The following is a 12,795-nucleotide window of genomic DNA, read 5'->3' on the forward strand; positions in this document are numbered from 1 at the left end:
TCATCGGTTGAGGAAACCTCCTCTGACCTGCGAGGCAGCGACCCCATCGGCTCAGGCCGGTCGGGGCGCTGTTTCCTTTCCGGCCCGTGCGTGAGCGATGCGTGAGCGGGAGCGCCGGAGTCCTTGCCGACGGGTGTCTTCCGGCGACTCCTCGGAATGAGCTGCGCCGCCCTCTCGGCTATCTCACGGTCGAGCTCGGGCAGCAGACTCGTGTACGTGTCCGAGGTCAGGGCGATGGTGGAGTGGCGCAGGACCTCCTTCACTGTGTGGATGTCCCCGCCGCCTCCGTGGGTAAGGGTGGCCGCGACGTGACGCAGATCGCGGAGCGTGATCGGCGGCAGGTCCGTGGACGCCAGAATGCGGCGGAACGTCTCTGAGACGGATTCCGGGTGCAGGGGCGAGCCGTCTTCCTGGGTGAAGACCTTGCCCGAGTCCTGCCACGCGGAGCCCCACGCCAGGCGCTCCGCGTCCTGACGGGCCTTGTGGGCCCGCAGGACGCCCAGATTCAGGCTGTCGAGCGCGATCGTGCCGGCGCTGCCGTCGGTCTTGGGCTCGGACTCGTACGGAGCCCAGCCGTCCACCACGATCTCCTTGGCGGGCGTGATCAGCCCCGCCTCCAGGTCGATGTCCGTCCACTCCTGCCCGACGCCCTCACCGCGCCGCAGACCGCGTGTCCCCACGAGGTGGAAGAACGGGTACAGGCGGTCGCCCTCGGCGGCGTCGAGGAAGACACCGAACTGTGCCGGAGTCCACACCATGACGGGACTCGGCAGCGTGCCCGTCTCGCGCCACCGGCGGACGCGCTCCTCCGTCCACAGCAGAGGCTTCGGCCGCTTGCCGGATTCGAGTTCGACGTGGGCCGCCGGGTTGAACGTGATGAGCTGCTGGGCGATGGCGGCGTTGAGCGCGGCGCGCAGAGTCCGGCGGACAGCCTGCCGGGTGGCCGGGCCGTTCGGCTTCCGGAACGGCTTCATCCCGGCCAGCTTTCGCCGCTCCTCGGCCAGACGCGCTCGCTCGGCGGCCGTGGGACGTCCCGGCTTACTCAGCTTGCAGCGCGTGATCTGCTCGGTGCGGGCCCGGTTCTCGGCCTCGATCACCTCGTTCTGGAGCGCGATGGCATCGAACATTTCCACCAGGTGGCCGACGTGGAGACGGTCGAGGCGGAGGTGCCCGATGCGCGGCTTCAGGTGCACACGAATGTGCGAGGCGTAGCCGTTGAGCGTCGTCTTGCGCCGCTTCTTGGAGGCAAACCACGAGTCGAGACACTCCCCGACGGTGACGGTGCCACGCAGCGCCAGACCCGCCCTCAGCCGGCGCCGGGTCTCCTCAGGCTCGGGCAGCGGCGCCTTCTCGTCGGCGATCTCCTCCAGCATGGCGGTCAGCCGCTCAGTGCTGTCCGGGTCGTCCTGATCGACGAGGGCGAGGAGTGCGCGTATGCGGTCGAGGTCGGCCTGGGCGGCCTTGAGGCTCTCGTAGCCGGCGCGGCTGAAGGAGCGGCGGGCGCCGTCTTCGCGGGGCGGCAGCTCCTGGCGTATCGAGTAGGAGCCGTGCTTCCGGTTGGTGAGCTTGGGGCAGCTCTTGCCGAGCGGTTTGCCGGTGTGGGGGTCGCGGCAGTAGCAGCGGCGGTGAGTGGAGCCCTTCAAAGGCGTTCCTCCGGGGTCGGGTCGGTATCGGGTTCGGGCGGGTCGACGTCGCCCAGCGCGGGAGGCAGGTCGGGCGGGGTGGCCCCCGCGTCGCGCAGGTCGCGGCGGAGGTAGCGGAGGTTGTACTTGGCGGAGATGGCCTGGTCCGCGTACTTGGTCCGCCTGCGCTCGGCTTCTTCCTGCTGGGCACGGCTGGTGGCCGTCTTGGCGGTGAACTGCGCCTGCTCCGCCTCTTCGAGCGCGGCGAGGGCGGTGCGTACGAGGGCGGAGTGACGCTCGAAGTCGGGGACCAGGCCCGCATCACGCCCGGACACGTCCTCCTCGCCGGTGAAGCGTCGCAGGGCGTCCCAGGTCGGCACGAGGCTCTGGAACGGCAGTTCCTGGGTCTGGTCGACGTAACCGACCGGGAATATCAGGCAAACCGGATACGTCCTCAGGGCGGCGGCCAGGACCATGACGTCCACCAAGGGGAGGTTGGCCCGGCGCCCGGATTCCATGTTGGCGATCACGTTGCGCGGGATGGGGTGCCCGAGCTGCTCGCACCGCTCCGCCAGATCCTGTGCGCTCCACCCTCTCGCCTTCCTTCTTCGCCGGACTTCGCCGGCCACATTGGCCTTGACCCGGTCCGCCCACTCGGGAACGTCGTCCTCTTCATCATCCAAACCGTGTTGTGTCATGCAGACACATTAGCTTGGTCATCGTGGTAGGTGGGCGCCTGGAGCCGGACGTGACCCTCACGTTCGCCGACGGCTGTACCGGAAGGGGTGCGCACCCATGTACGACGACTCGATGGCTGGACGACCGAAGGGGATGAGCCGGGAGGAGATGCTCGCTCTGCCCGCCGCTGTTGACCTGGAAACGGGCAATCGAGCACTGGGGCTGGGGCGGAGCAAGGGATACGAGCTGGCCAAGCGCGGCCAGTACCCGTGCAAGGTCCTGCGGCTGGGCAACACCTACCGAGTGGTGACCGCCGACCTGCTGGAGCTGCTGGGTCTGGCGGCGTGAGGGTGAAGCAACGTAGCAACCCTGTCTGCGCTGAGCTGACACAGAAACGCTGGACTGTAGCGGGGTGCGGTCGTACGGTCTGTGGTCCCTCGCCGCGGTCGAACGGCCGCGAGACGCGGGTGGGCCCCCGGCGGGGCAACGCCGGAGGCCCGAGCAGAACCCCTCCATGGCCTCGTATGAACCGACCCGGCGGCAAGGGCGGGCAAGCCCGGAACCGCCAGATGAGGAGCTGCCCTGTGCAACCTACGACACCCGGCCCGAATCCCGTGGGCGGCCGAGCAGCCTGGCCGACCGTGGCAATACCGGGGGAGCCGGGTGCTCGCCCAGCCGACGACCGGACCGGAGATGTGGTCGAACCCACGGCGGGCAGCGCATCGGACCAGTTGCCGGTCCGGGAGCCCCTGAGGACGGGCGGAAAGGGGCTTGTCGGTCCCTTGACGGAAGGCGAGCAGGCACTGGCTGACCTGCGGGCGCAGGTACGGCGGTACGTGATCCTGCCGAGCGAGGAAACCCTCACGGCCGTGACGTTGTGGGTGGCTGCCACCCACCTGCAGCGCGCGTGGCAGCACGCACCCCGCCTGGCGGTGGTGGGGCCGGCCAAGCGGTGCGGGAAGTCGCGGCTGCTGGACGTGGTGACCGAGACGGTGCACAACCACCTGATCACGGTCAACGCCAGCGCATCGGCGATCTTCCGCTCGATCACCGACGAAGACCCGCCGACCCTTCTCGTCGACGAGGCCGACACCCTTTTCGGCACGGCCAAGGTGGCGGAGAAGAACGAGGAGCTGCGGGGCCTGCTCAACGCCGGTCACCAGCGCAACCGGCCCACCCTGCGGGTCGGCGGCAACGATCACAAGCCGCAGAAGTTCCCCACCTTCGCCATGGCCGCGCTCGCCGGTATCGGCGACCTGCCGGACACGATCATGGACCGGTCCGTGGTCATCCGGATGCGCCGCCGGGGGCCGGGAGAGAAGTACGACTCCTTCCGTACCGGTCGCGACACGCCTGCCCTTCACCGGACCCGCGGCCGACTCTCCGCATGGCTGAAGCCGCTGTACCGGCAGGCGATGGACAGCGAGCCGGACATGCCGGTCGAGGACCGCGCGGCGGACACCTGGGAACCGCTGGTGATCGTCGCCGATCTCGCCGGAGGTGAGTGGCCAGGACTTGCCCGCAATGCCTGCCGGACCATGGTCGGTCACGAGGCCGGGCAGGACGAGGAGGGGGGCCTGCGGACCCGCATCCTGGTCGACATCCGCCGGGCCTTCGCCGCCGAGGGCGATCCCGCGGTCCTGCGGACGAGTCGCCTGCTCGACCACCTCAACGCGGACAAGGAAGCACCGTGGGCCGAGCACGGCGCCAACGGCCTCACCCCGCGCGGCCTTCAGTTGCTGCTGAAGGACTACGGCATCAGCTCGGCCAACCGCCGCTTCCCCGACGGCGCCCAGGCCAAGGGCTTCGCGCGGAACCAGTTCGTCGACGCGTGGTACCGCTACTGCCCCGAGCCCGTGCCTGCGGCCGGGGCCGCCCATCCGGTGGCTGAGCTGTTGCCCGGCACTGCCACCTGACCCGACTCGACTCGTCGCACTCGTCCCCGCGCAGGTCAGCCCGGGGACGGGTGAGCGACCCGCAACGAGTCGACCCGACATCACCGTGCCACTCGTACCTGCCCTGACCAGGCACGCAACGAGTGGTACGAGTCACCGCACCGCACGGCGACCCACCGCTCCCCACGCCCGGGGCCGCCGTCCAAGCTGGAGCCCCACTTGCCTTCGCCCAACACCACCGCCCTGGCGTTCCTACGGGGCACCGCGGCGATCCGCCTCGGCATCATCCTGCTCGGCGCGACCGGCTTCGCCCTTTCGTACGACGCGCTGCGTCAGATGGCCGTCGCCATCCACATCCGTGGACTGCTGACGTACGCCTTCCCCCTCGTGATCGATGGCTTCATCGCCATCGGCGTCGGCGCCCTGCTCATCCTGCGCGCTGCGCCACCGCCCTCCCGGCTGTATGTCTGGGCGCTCGTCGGTATCGCCACCGGCACGAGCATCTGGGCCAACGCGCTGCATGCGATCCGTCTCAACCAGCAGATCCGCCCTACCGGCCTGCACCTGGACGACGTGACCGTCGGAGTTCTGTCGGCCATCGCTCCGCTGGCCCTCGCCGGTGCCGTTCACCTCTACCTCGTTGTCCGCCGCCACCCCGCCAAGGGCGGTGGCCCTGAGGAGGACGCCACCGCATATCGCCACGTCGGCGCCGTCCGCCACAACGACGGTATGGCCGAGTCGCGGCCCCTCCTCGCCGCCGAAGGAGGCCCAGGCTGTGAGGCCCCGGTGCTGAAACCTTGTGCCGATGAGGTGACGGAAAGCCTCCAGAGCGTGCCGGACGCCCCGACACAATCCGTCAAGCCCAGGGGCCGGCAGCCCAGCGCCACCATGGACCAGCTGCTCACCATCGGCCGCGATGCTCCCCGAGGACGCGGCGGGCGCATCTCACGCCGCAACGTCGAAGCAGCCATCCGAGCTGAGGGTTTCTCCGTGGGCAAGGACCGCGTGGACGAAGCCACCCGCACCCTTCAGACCGAGCTCGATAAGGCCCCTGCCGGGGCGACGTAAGCCCGGACGCCGTACCCGTCCCGTCTGCGGCTGATCCCGTCCCACTCGTCCCCGCGCAGGACAGCGCGGGGACGAGTGCCCGGCCCGCAACGAGTCGACCCGACAACACGACCCCACCCGTACCTGCTGTGACCAGGCACGCAACGGGTGGGACGAGACAGTCCCCTCGATCGGCAACGCTGCCTTGGAGAACAAGCCCATGCATGACTCGCACTACGTATCCGCCGATGAACGGCAGGAGATGGGTACCACCGCAACCAGCACAGCAAGGTATGGCGTTGGACCGTCCAAGGGCCGGTCCAACGGGGGTGCCTCCGCCCCGGGGGTGGCGGAGGGGCTCGGGCACCAGGGGGCGCCCGAGGAGGAGCAGCCCGCCGACACCAGCGCTGTGCCGCTCCCGCGTGCCGCCGACGCTGCCGCCGTGCACCGTGTCGCCCGCCGTCGCAAGCGCGAGAAAGTGCAGCGCACAGAGCGCGTCGATGTGCGCTACAGCGTCGATGAGAAGGGCGAGATCCTCGCCGAGGCCAGGGCGCTGAACATCGCCGCCGCCCACTACGTCGGCGCCATCGTCATGGCCCACGTCCATGGCCACCTCGCGCTGCCGGGACAACGCACCCTGCTCGACGACTACATCGACGAGCTCACCGCCCTCCGCCAGCAGGTCGCCAAGATCGGACACAACGTCAACCAGGTCGCCAAGAAGCTCAACTCCGGCGGCGATCCACACCCTGGGGATACCGCCGGCCTGGCCCAGGCCGAGCGCACCCTGACCGCAGCCGCCACCGCAGTTCGCCACATCGCGGCAGCAGCGAACGAGGCTGTGGCCCGGAAGGCGGACTGATGATCGCCAAGATCGGCAGCGGTAAGGACACCGCCGGTCTCATCCGTTATCTCTACGGTCCCGGCCGGGCCAACGAGCACACCGACCCGCACCTGGTCGCTTCCTGGGACGGCTTCGCCCCCGACCCCGGCCGCACGGATGACAACGTCACCGCCACAAGGAAGCTGCTGGTGGCGGATCTCGATCTGCACGTCAAGCAGGCCCGCCGCCTCGGTCGCGCGCCCAAGCAGCACGTGTGGCACTGCTCGATCCGGGCCGCCCCCGAAGACCGCACCCTCAGCGACGCCGAGTGGGCCACCATCGCTCGCCGTGTCTTGGCTGTCGCCGGCATCGCACCGGACGAAGATCCGGACGGCTGCCGCTGGATCGCCGTACGCCATGCCGCCGACCACATCCACATCGCCGCCACCACCGTCCGCGGCGACCTCCGGCCCGCCCGCCACTGGAACGACTACCTGACCGCCGACAAGGAACTTGCCGCCGTCGAGAAGGAGTACGGGCTCCGGCAGGTCCGTCGTGGAGATCGCACCGCTGCCAAGCGCCCTACCCGCGCCGAACGGGAAAAAGCCCGCCGCAGCGGCCATGCGACGACCGCCCGCGAGCGCCTGCGCACCACAGCCCGCACTGCCGTTGCCGCCGCAGCCAGCCCCGAAGAGTTCCTCGCCCTCCTCACGACCACTGACAGCGTGCTGGTCGAGGCCCAGCGTTTCCCCTCCGGCGACCTCCGCGGCTACAAGCTCGCCCTCAAGGGAGACACCAACGCCGCCGGCGAGCCGATCTGGTACTCCGGCTCCAAGCTCGCCCCCGACCTGTCCCTCCCCAAGATCCAACAGCGCCTCGAAGCCACCGCCTCCCAACCCGGCACTGGTCGGAGCAGGACCAGCCCGTGGCACCAGGCCATCACTGCCACCGAACGCATTCCCCACCATCTTGACCAGGTGGACGACGAAGCGGCCCAAGCCCAGCTGGCCGCCTTCGGCGAAGCCCTCGACGCCCTCCCCCTCCTCGCACCCCAGAACATGCGCCCCGAGCTCCGCCAAGCCGCGACCGCATTCGAACGCGCCACCCGCTCCCGCGTCCAGGCCGAACACCACCACGCCCGCACCCTGCGCGGCGCCGTCCGGGCCATGCTGCGCGAACCCTCCCCCAAGGACGGAGCTGCCCTGGCGATGCTCCTTGACGCAGCCATCCTCGTCACCCTTGCTGCCGCCCGCTGGCACCAGCTGCGCCACCACGACCAGCAAGCCGCCGCAGCCCAGCAGTCCCACCTCCACCTCCAGACCACCTACGACCAAACCGCCGTAGCCCCACTGGCCGCCCTCGCCCACCACAAACCCGCCGCCCCCACGGTCGAACGGTTCGCCGCCCTGATCTACGAGACGGCCCCCGCGCACGCCCAGCCGATTCTCGAAGACCCAGCCTGGCACGCTTTGGCCAGCGCTCTCGCCGACGCCGAAGCAACCGGGCACCAGCCCGCCAAGCTCCTCCAGCGGGCCGCCGATCAGCGCTCACTCGACGACACCCGCTCACCAGCAGGAACCCTCACCTGGCGCATCCGCCGTATCACCCAGAGCCGCGACACCCCCGACCGAACCCGTGCGACCCCCGGCACCAGGCCAGCTCGCCATGCCCCGCACGGGCAGTCCACGGCAGAGACACAGGGGCGACGCCGCCGATGACTAGGGCACGGCCGCCGGCCTGGTGACCAGCCCAAGCTGGCTATCCGCCAGAGCGCGGCATTCGGCGCCCAGAGACTGAGGGCCCACCTGCATCAAGGGTGTGAGTGCGCTGACCTCGTGGCCGCACCCCCACACCCCCACCCCTAGCTGTGGAGGGCGGAACGGGACGACGGCGATGCCGCAGGCATCGAACGGTTCGGCCTTCAGGTACCGCGAGCCCCCTGGGCCGCACAGGTACGTCGTCGCACCGGTGGCAACCGCAAGGTCGACAAGGCGCTGCGTCCGGCCCGGGCGGGAAGGCAGGGTGCTGCTGCGCAGTACGCGGCCGGGCCAACCGAGGGCCTCCAGGAGAGCCCGGGTGGAGGCTTAGGCGACCGCGGCAGTCCTGCCGTTTGTGATGATCAGGTCGAGGACCGGGTCGAGAGCTGCCCGCAGGACCGGCCAGTGCGGGCTGGCCCCGTAGTGGTGTTGGAGGGTGTGCCGGATACGGCGGCCGGCTCGGGCCGGATCGGCGATCTCCGCATCGCGAATGGCGGTCGACCGGCCGTTGGGAAGATGAGTAGGGAGGGTGAGCCACTGCCGCCGCGCCGGATCGTCAAGGGCCGCCAGGCGGGCTCGGTGCTGGTAGTCGCGGCGGGCGAACTGTACGTCGTCGAGGACGATCCAGTAGTCGGCGGCGAACAGCTTGGCGAGGGTGGTCAGCCGGGGGAAGAAGTTGGGCTGGTGGATCGCGCACCGCCCGCCTGGCGGCGGCAGGTCAGGAGGTGAGGAGGCGGCTGTCGAAGCCGTCCTTGATGAGGGACTCGTAGGCGGCATGTACGTCCTCCGGGACGTCCTGCTCGATGGCGAATCCGAGCTTGGGGTATTCGATTACCCGCTGCATGTCTCCGACGAGCATGTCGGTGACGAATGCCTCGTCGCCGATGGCCTTGAGGTAGTCGTCGAACTCCAGCGGTTCGGACGCGCACACCACCTCCACCTCGGGCCAGACCTGGCGGCAGGTGGCATAGGCGCGTCGTTCCATGTACGGCATGGCGGTCAGCAGCACCGACTTCGGCGTGATGCCGGCGGCGGACAGCACCTCCCGGGAGAAGGTGATGTTCTGGCCGGTGTTGGCGGCGTTCGGCTCGATCAGGACCGAGGTGTCGGGGACGCCGAGTTCCAGGGCGTGCTCGCGGAAGTGGACGGCCTCGCCGCGTGGGAAGCGGGTGGCGGTGTTGGGGCTGTTGCCGCCGGTGAAGATCAGGGTCGGGAAGAGGCCGGCGTGGTAGAGCTCGGCGGTGAAGGCGGCGACGCGCAGATCGTGACTGCCCAGGCCGATGGCCACGTCGCAGGGCCTGAGCTGGTGGTGCATCTGGTGGCAGTCCCAGATGAGTTTCGCGTTGTGCCACTGGTCTTCGGTGATGGTCCGCTGCTTGTCCGTCACTCGTTCTCCCTGGTCACCGTCGCCGGGGGCGGTCTGCCCCCTCGCTTGTGGTCCGGATGCCCTCGATGCTGCCCAGTTGGTGGCTCATGCCGTACTGGGCGGCGACCTTGGCGGCGCGGTCGAGGACCTGCAGTCCATCATTCCGGGTGGCCGGGTCGGAGAGCAGGATGTGACCGTGGGCGGTGTCCAGTCGTACGCGTTGCATCGGTGAGTCGGTGGTGCCGGTGCGGCGGGCGATGTCGATGAAGTGCAGGGCCTTGGTGAGGTCGCCGGCACCGCGGTGGGCGAGGGCGAGCTTCTGGTGGGCCACCGACCAGTCGTCGGGTTCGGCCAGGTCTTCGAAGTCACGGGTGGCGGCCGTCATCACGCGGGAGGCGTAGTCGTGGTTGCCCTCCTTGCTCAGTGCGGTCCCCACCCACAGCCGGGCGCGGGCCCTGTCGTGGCGGGAGAGGCGGTCGTCGACGGCCAGGGATTCGTAGTGGCGTGCGGCCAGTTCCAGGCGGCCCGACATTTCGGCGACCACGGCCAAGGACAGGTCGAGCTGTGCGATGCGGCGGGGGATGTCGAGCTGGGTGAACAGCGAGCGGGCACCGGTGTAGGAGTGCTGGGCCGAGAGCGGGCCCAGCACGGCGCCTTGGTCCCGGTGCAGGTCGCCGAGCAGGGCGGTGGAGCGGGCGAAGAGGTACAGGCCCTTGTCGTCGAGCTCCGGTGGTTCGAAGCGCTCCAGCCAGCGGCTCAGGAGGTTGTCCGCGAAGGCGAAGTTCTGGCGGGAGAGGGCGACCACCACCCGGTCCAGGTCGTCGGTCCAGGACTCGTACTCCCAGGCTCGCGGGCCTGAAGCGGTGACGCGACGCCCCAGCACCCGACCTGGGCGGCCGGCCTCCGACAGGAGAGTCTCGAAGCGCAGATGCACCGCGGCATCCGCACGAGCCAGGGCCGTGTCCAAGATGGCCTGGGTATCCGGGCGAGGCTCGGTGGCGGTCAGGAGTTTGTCCCACTTGGCGACGGTCCGTGCGGCGACTCCGAGGTGTTCGGCCAGGGCCCGCACGCTCATCCGCAGGGCAAGGCGCAGGGCGTGGGCCTCCAGCCCGGTCCAGTGGTGCACGGTCGCCACGCGTTGCTCCCTTCCGGACAGCATGGAAGCACGAGGCACAGGTGCGGGGGCACGCAAGTGCAACGGAAGTACAACAGTCGGTCATGTCCCGTCGGCCCGGTGCGGGCCACTCTCGAAGGGCCGGACGGAACCCTGCGGTCCGCCCTGCTGTCTCCCCGTTATCCGAATTCTTGGACGGTCACGCACATGCAACCCCTCACGGAGCGCCGCCCGGTGAACGGCCCGATGGTTTACGGCTTCCTGAGGGTTGCCCCCACTGCCGCCGCCCGGCAAGCAGCTTTGGCGGACGCGCTCGCGGAATACTGCCGCAGCCACGAACTGGTGCTGGGCGGGTTGTTCATCGAGCGCGAGTCGGGCGTCTGCCCGCGGACAGCGGCCTTCACCGGTCTCCTGGACGTATTGGCCCTGCCAGATGCCTACGCCGTCGTGCTCCCCGCCGCTTCTCAGCTGGGCCCCAGGCCGATAGCGGCCGAGCGCAAACGGCAGATTTCTGACTCGACGGGGGCCAGGTTGCTGCTGGTGCGTGGCGGCAAGACAGCCCGGCGTCGAGCGAAGCCGTTCAGGGAACGTGATCCCCACTCCGACCCGGTCCAGGACGCCGAAACATGAGGCTCCCCATGCCCGACCCCGCACGCAGAACGTTTCCCGCTGCCCCCGAATCCGTCGGCCGGGTCAGAGGCTTCGTCGACCGCACCCTGACTCTCTGGGGGGTGGATGGAAGGGCCGACGATGTCCGTCTGTGCGTCTCCGAGCTGGCCACCAATGCTGTCACTCACGGCACGGTCCCCGGCCATGGCTTCACTGTGACAGTGACCGCCGAGGACGACGCCGTGTGCATCGAAGTCGGCGACCCCAGCCCCCGCCGCCTAAGGCTACGCAACCCCACCAACGGCGACACCGTCGGCCGTGGCCTGCAGCTGCTCGGGGCTCTCAGCGACGAATGGGGCGTGACCGAGCACGGCATGGTCGGCAAGACCGTCTGGTCCCGCTTCAAGATCACCCCGGCACCGAAGAAGGCACCATGCTGATCACCTGCACCTCACCCGCCACCACCGGGCCCAGCCCCGGGCTGCTGGCCACCCTGGGCGCCTGGACGTGGCTGGGGCTCGATCCGGCCGAGGCCCCGCTCGGCCACCTCCTCCTCGCCCACCCGCCGGGACGGACCGCCTGCGACACGCCAGCAGCCATCGAGGTGCGCATGCGACGTATCGCCGATGCCTTGGGCGGCCTGGCCACGCCGCAAGAACGCGTCCCGAACCTTGGCGCCCGACTCCTCATGGTGAGCCGCACTACCGTCCTGCTGCGCTTTGACGGCACTCGCTTCGGCGTACGGCTACCGGTCCGCCCCGGCTGGACCCAGCAAGTCCAGCGCCACGGCCAAGCCGTGATCACCGTCGGCCTGCCACCACTGAAGCGAAGCGCCGACCTCGCCGATGTCGATATCTACCTCGACGACACGCTCGCCTCCGGCCGCCTTCTGTTCGGCCTCACCTACCCCATCTGAACACCCTCCGCTTCCTCCCATGCACTGCCCTGACTCCCCCCACGAGAGGCAATCGCCATGGAACCCTTCGAGCGCGCCCGCTTGGACGCCTACTTCAGCAAGAACACTGCCCAGTTCGCCCCCACCGGCCGGGCCACGTCCTTCCTCGTCACCCATCTGCTGCCTGAGCGGCCCGCCTTCGTACGCGCGGTCGCGGCGATGACCCAGCTTCGGGCGGTACTGCCCAAGCCGAAGTCATCACTCCCTGCGCCCAGCGAGAGATCGAGGCAGCCACCCCGGTCGACGCTCTCTCCCGGGCCCTGTTCACCGACCCGGACACCGCGCTGGACTACTTCGAAGCCCGCGCGGCCGGCGAGGCCGTCGTTCTTCTGGACGTCGGTGGCTACTTCGCCCCCGCCCTCGTCGAACTGCACGCCCGCTTCTCCGGCCAGATCCTCGGAGTGGTCGAGGACACCGAGAACGGCCACCGCCGGTACGCGGATCTCGACAAACTGCCCTGTCCGGTGATCTCCGTGGCCGATCGCCGTTGAAAGACCCCGAGGACTTTCTCGTCGGTCAGTCGGTGGTCTTCTCCACGGAAGCCGTCATGCGGGGCCGGGGCGACATTCCCCATGGACGCCCCGCCCTGGTGATCGGTTCGGCAAACCGTGAACGGGCGGCTGCGCTACGAAGGACGGTTCGTCCCTTGGTCGAGGAGAACCGGCGGCTCGTGGACGAGCACTGCCGGCTCATGCGGGTCCGGCGAGCCGCCCGGCGCCGGACCCGCATGAGTCGGCACCACCCACGTCGGCCCGCCCAGGTGCCTATATCGCGGTCCCTGCGCGTGCGGGGCATTTGATGGCGCGCGTACGCGAACCCCGCACACCAAGGCCAGGCCGGCCAGGGGCGGCGGCCGTCGTGGTCTGCGACGGATTCGCCGTGCGTGCGCACCGCTGCCGAAAGCGATGCCCAGGGGTAGGCGGCGCCCC

The 12,795-nt window shown here is 69.7% G+C and carries 11 protein-coding genes and 3 pseudogenes; 9 read left to right on the plus strand and 5 right to left on the minus strand.

Going from position 1 to position 12,795, the window contains the following annotated elements:
* Positions 1–134: 134 nt before the first annotated feature.
* Both CP984_RS21040 and CP984_RS21045 read right to left on the minus strand, forming a co-directional pair.
* Positions 135–1,643 (minus strand): annotated as a pseudogene (locus CP984_RS21040) (site-specific integrase); the annotation flags it as partial.
* Positions 1,640–2,320 (minus strand): helix-turn-helix domain-containing protein, encoded by a 681-nt coding sequence (locus CP984_RS21045; RefSeq protein WP_176564547.1) that lies wholly within the window; start codon positions 2,318–2,320, stop codon positions 1,640–1,642. The pseudogene CP984_RS21040 and the gene CP984_RS21045, both read right to left, overlap by 4 nt.
* Positions 2,321–2,432: 112 nt before the next feature.
* Here CP984_RS21045 and CP984_RS21050 point away from each other — a divergent pair, with 112 nt between their 5' ends.
* From CP984_RS21050 to CP984_RS21070, 5 genes are all read left to right on the plus strand, one after another.
* Positions 2,433–2,648 carry a hypothetical protein gene (locus CP984_RS21050; RefSeq protein ID WP_391870057.1) on the plus strand — a complete coding sequence of 72 codons (216 nt, stop codon included), beginning with the start codon at positions 2,433–2,435 and terminating at the stop codon, positions 2,646–2,648.
* A gap of 221 nt (positions 2,649–2,869) precedes the next feature.
* Positions 2,870–4,216 (plus strand): DUF3631 domain-containing protein, encoded by a 1,347-nt coding sequence (locus CP984_RS21055; protein ID WP_078605221.1) that lies wholly within the window; start codon positions 2,870–2,872, stop codon positions 4,214–4,216.
* Positions 4,217–4,414: 198 nt separating this feature from the next.
* Positions 4,415–5,263, plus strand: coding sequence for a DUF2637 domain-containing protein (locus CP984_RS21060; RefSeq protein WP_003980588.1), 849 nt, complete (start codon positions 4,415–4,417; stop codon positions 5,261–5,263).
* A 199-nt stretch (positions 5,264–5,462) separates the two neighbouring features.
* On the plus strand, positions 5,463–6,104 hold the full coding sequence (gene mobC / locus CP984_RS21065) for a plasmid mobilization relaxosome protein MobC (RefSeq protein WP_078575653.1): 642 nt from the start codon (positions 5,463–5,465) through the stop codon (positions 6,102–6,104).
* Positions 6,104–7,783, plus strand: a complete 1,680-nt coding sequence (locus CP984_RS21070; protein WP_003980590.1) for a relaxase/mobilization nuclease domain-containing protein — start codon at positions 6,104–6,106, stop codon at positions 7,781–7,783. The genes mobC and CP984_RS21070 overlap by 1 nt, the downstream gene beginning before the upstream one ends.
* On the opposite strand, the pseudogene CP984_RS21075 reads toward CP984_RS21070, so the two are convergent.
* From CP984_RS21075 to CP984_RS21085, 3 genes and pseudogenes are all read right to left on the minus strand, one after another.
* Positions 7,784–8,599 (minus strand): annotated as a pseudogene (locus tag CP984_RS21075) (WbqC family protein).
* Complete coding sequence (locus CP984_RS21080; RefSeq protein WP_003980592.1) at positions 8,541–9,209, minus strand: YdcF family protein; 669 nt, start codon at positions 9,207–9,209, stop codon at positions 8,541–8,543. Before CP984_RS21080 ends, CP984_RS21075 begins: the two are co-directional and overlap by 59 nt.
* A 13-nt stretch (positions 9,210–9,222) precedes the next feature.
* The gene (locus CP984_RS21085; RefSeq protein ID WP_003980593.1) at positions 9,223–10,323 is read right to left on the minus strand and encodes a helix-turn-helix domain-containing protein; all 1,101 of its coding nucleotides are present in this window, start codon (positions 10,321–10,323) and stop codon (positions 9,223–9,225) included.
* A 186-nt stretch (positions 10,324–10,509) separates the two neighbouring features.
* Between CP984_RS21085 and CP984_RS21090 the strand changes: the two genes are divergently transcribed.
* From CP984_RS21090 to CP984_RS42125, 4 genes and pseudogenes are all read left to right on the plus strand, one after another.
* Positions 10,510–10,932 carry a hypothetical protein gene (locus CP984_RS21090; RefSeq protein WP_003980594.1) on the plus strand — a complete coding sequence of 141 codons (423 nt, stop codon included), beginning with the start codon at positions 10,510–10,512 and terminating at the stop codon, positions 10,930–10,932.
* An 8-nt stretch (positions 10,933–10,940) separates the two neighbouring features.
* Entirely contained in the window at positions 10,941–11,351 is a 411-nt protein-coding gene (locus CP984_RS21095) for an ATP-binding protein (protein WP_003980595.1), read from the plus strand.
* Positions 11,345–11,827 (plus strand): hypothetical protein, encoded by a 483-nt coding sequence (locus CP984_RS21100; protein ID WP_003980596.1) that lies wholly within the window; start codon positions 11,345–11,347, stop codon positions 11,825–11,827. Before CP984_RS21095 ends, CP984_RS21100 begins: the two co-directional genes overlap by 7 nt.
* 57 nt (positions 11,828–11,884) lie before the next feature.
* Positions 11,885–12,464: pseudogene (locus tag CP984_RS42125) on the plus strand (adenosylhomocysteinase); the annotation flags it as partial.
* Positions 12,465–12,795: the final 331 nt, after the last annotated feature.

The sequence above is a fragment of the Streptomyces rimosus genome (assembly GCF_008704655.1).
Lineage (GTDB): Bacteria > Actinomycetota > Actinomycetes > Streptomycetales > Streptomycetaceae > Streptomyces > Streptomyces rimosus.

What these genes read in the sequence shown, in the direction of transcription:
- CP984_RS21045 (WP_176564547.1), bottom strand. Translation starts at nt 2,320, where the DNA reads ATGACACAACACGGTTTGGATGATGAAGAGGACGACGTTCCCGAGTGG.
- CP984_RS21050 (WP_391870057.1), top strand. Translation starts at nt 2,433, where the DNA reads ATGGCTGGACGACCGAAGGGGATGAGCCGGGAGGAGATGCTCGCTCTG.
- CP984_RS21055 (WP_078605221.1), top strand. Translation starts at nt 2,870, where the DNA reads ATGAGGAGCTGCCCTGTGCAACCTACGACACCCGGCCCGAATCCCGTG.
- mobC (WP_078575653.1), top strand. Translation starts at nt 5,463, where the DNA reads ATGCATGACTCGCACTACGTATCCGCCGATGAACGGCAGGAGATGGGT.
- CP984_RS21070 (WP_003980590.1), top strand. Translation starts at nt 6,104, where the DNA reads ATGATCGCCAAGATCGGCAGCGGTAAGGACACCGCCGGTCTCATCCGT.
- CP984_RS21090 (WP_003980594.1), top strand. Translation starts at nt 10,510, where the DNA reads ATGCAACCCCTCACGGAGCGCCGCCCGGTGAACGGCCCGATGGTTTAC.
- CP984_RS21095 (WP_003980595.1), top strand. Translation starts at nt 10,941, where the DNA reads ATGCCCGACCCCGCACGCAGAACGTTTCCCGCTGCCCCCGAATCCGTC.
- CP984_RS21100 (WP_003980596.1), top strand. Translation starts at nt 11,345, where the DNA reads ATGCTGATCACCTGCACCTCACCCGCCACCACCGGGCCCAGCCCCGGG.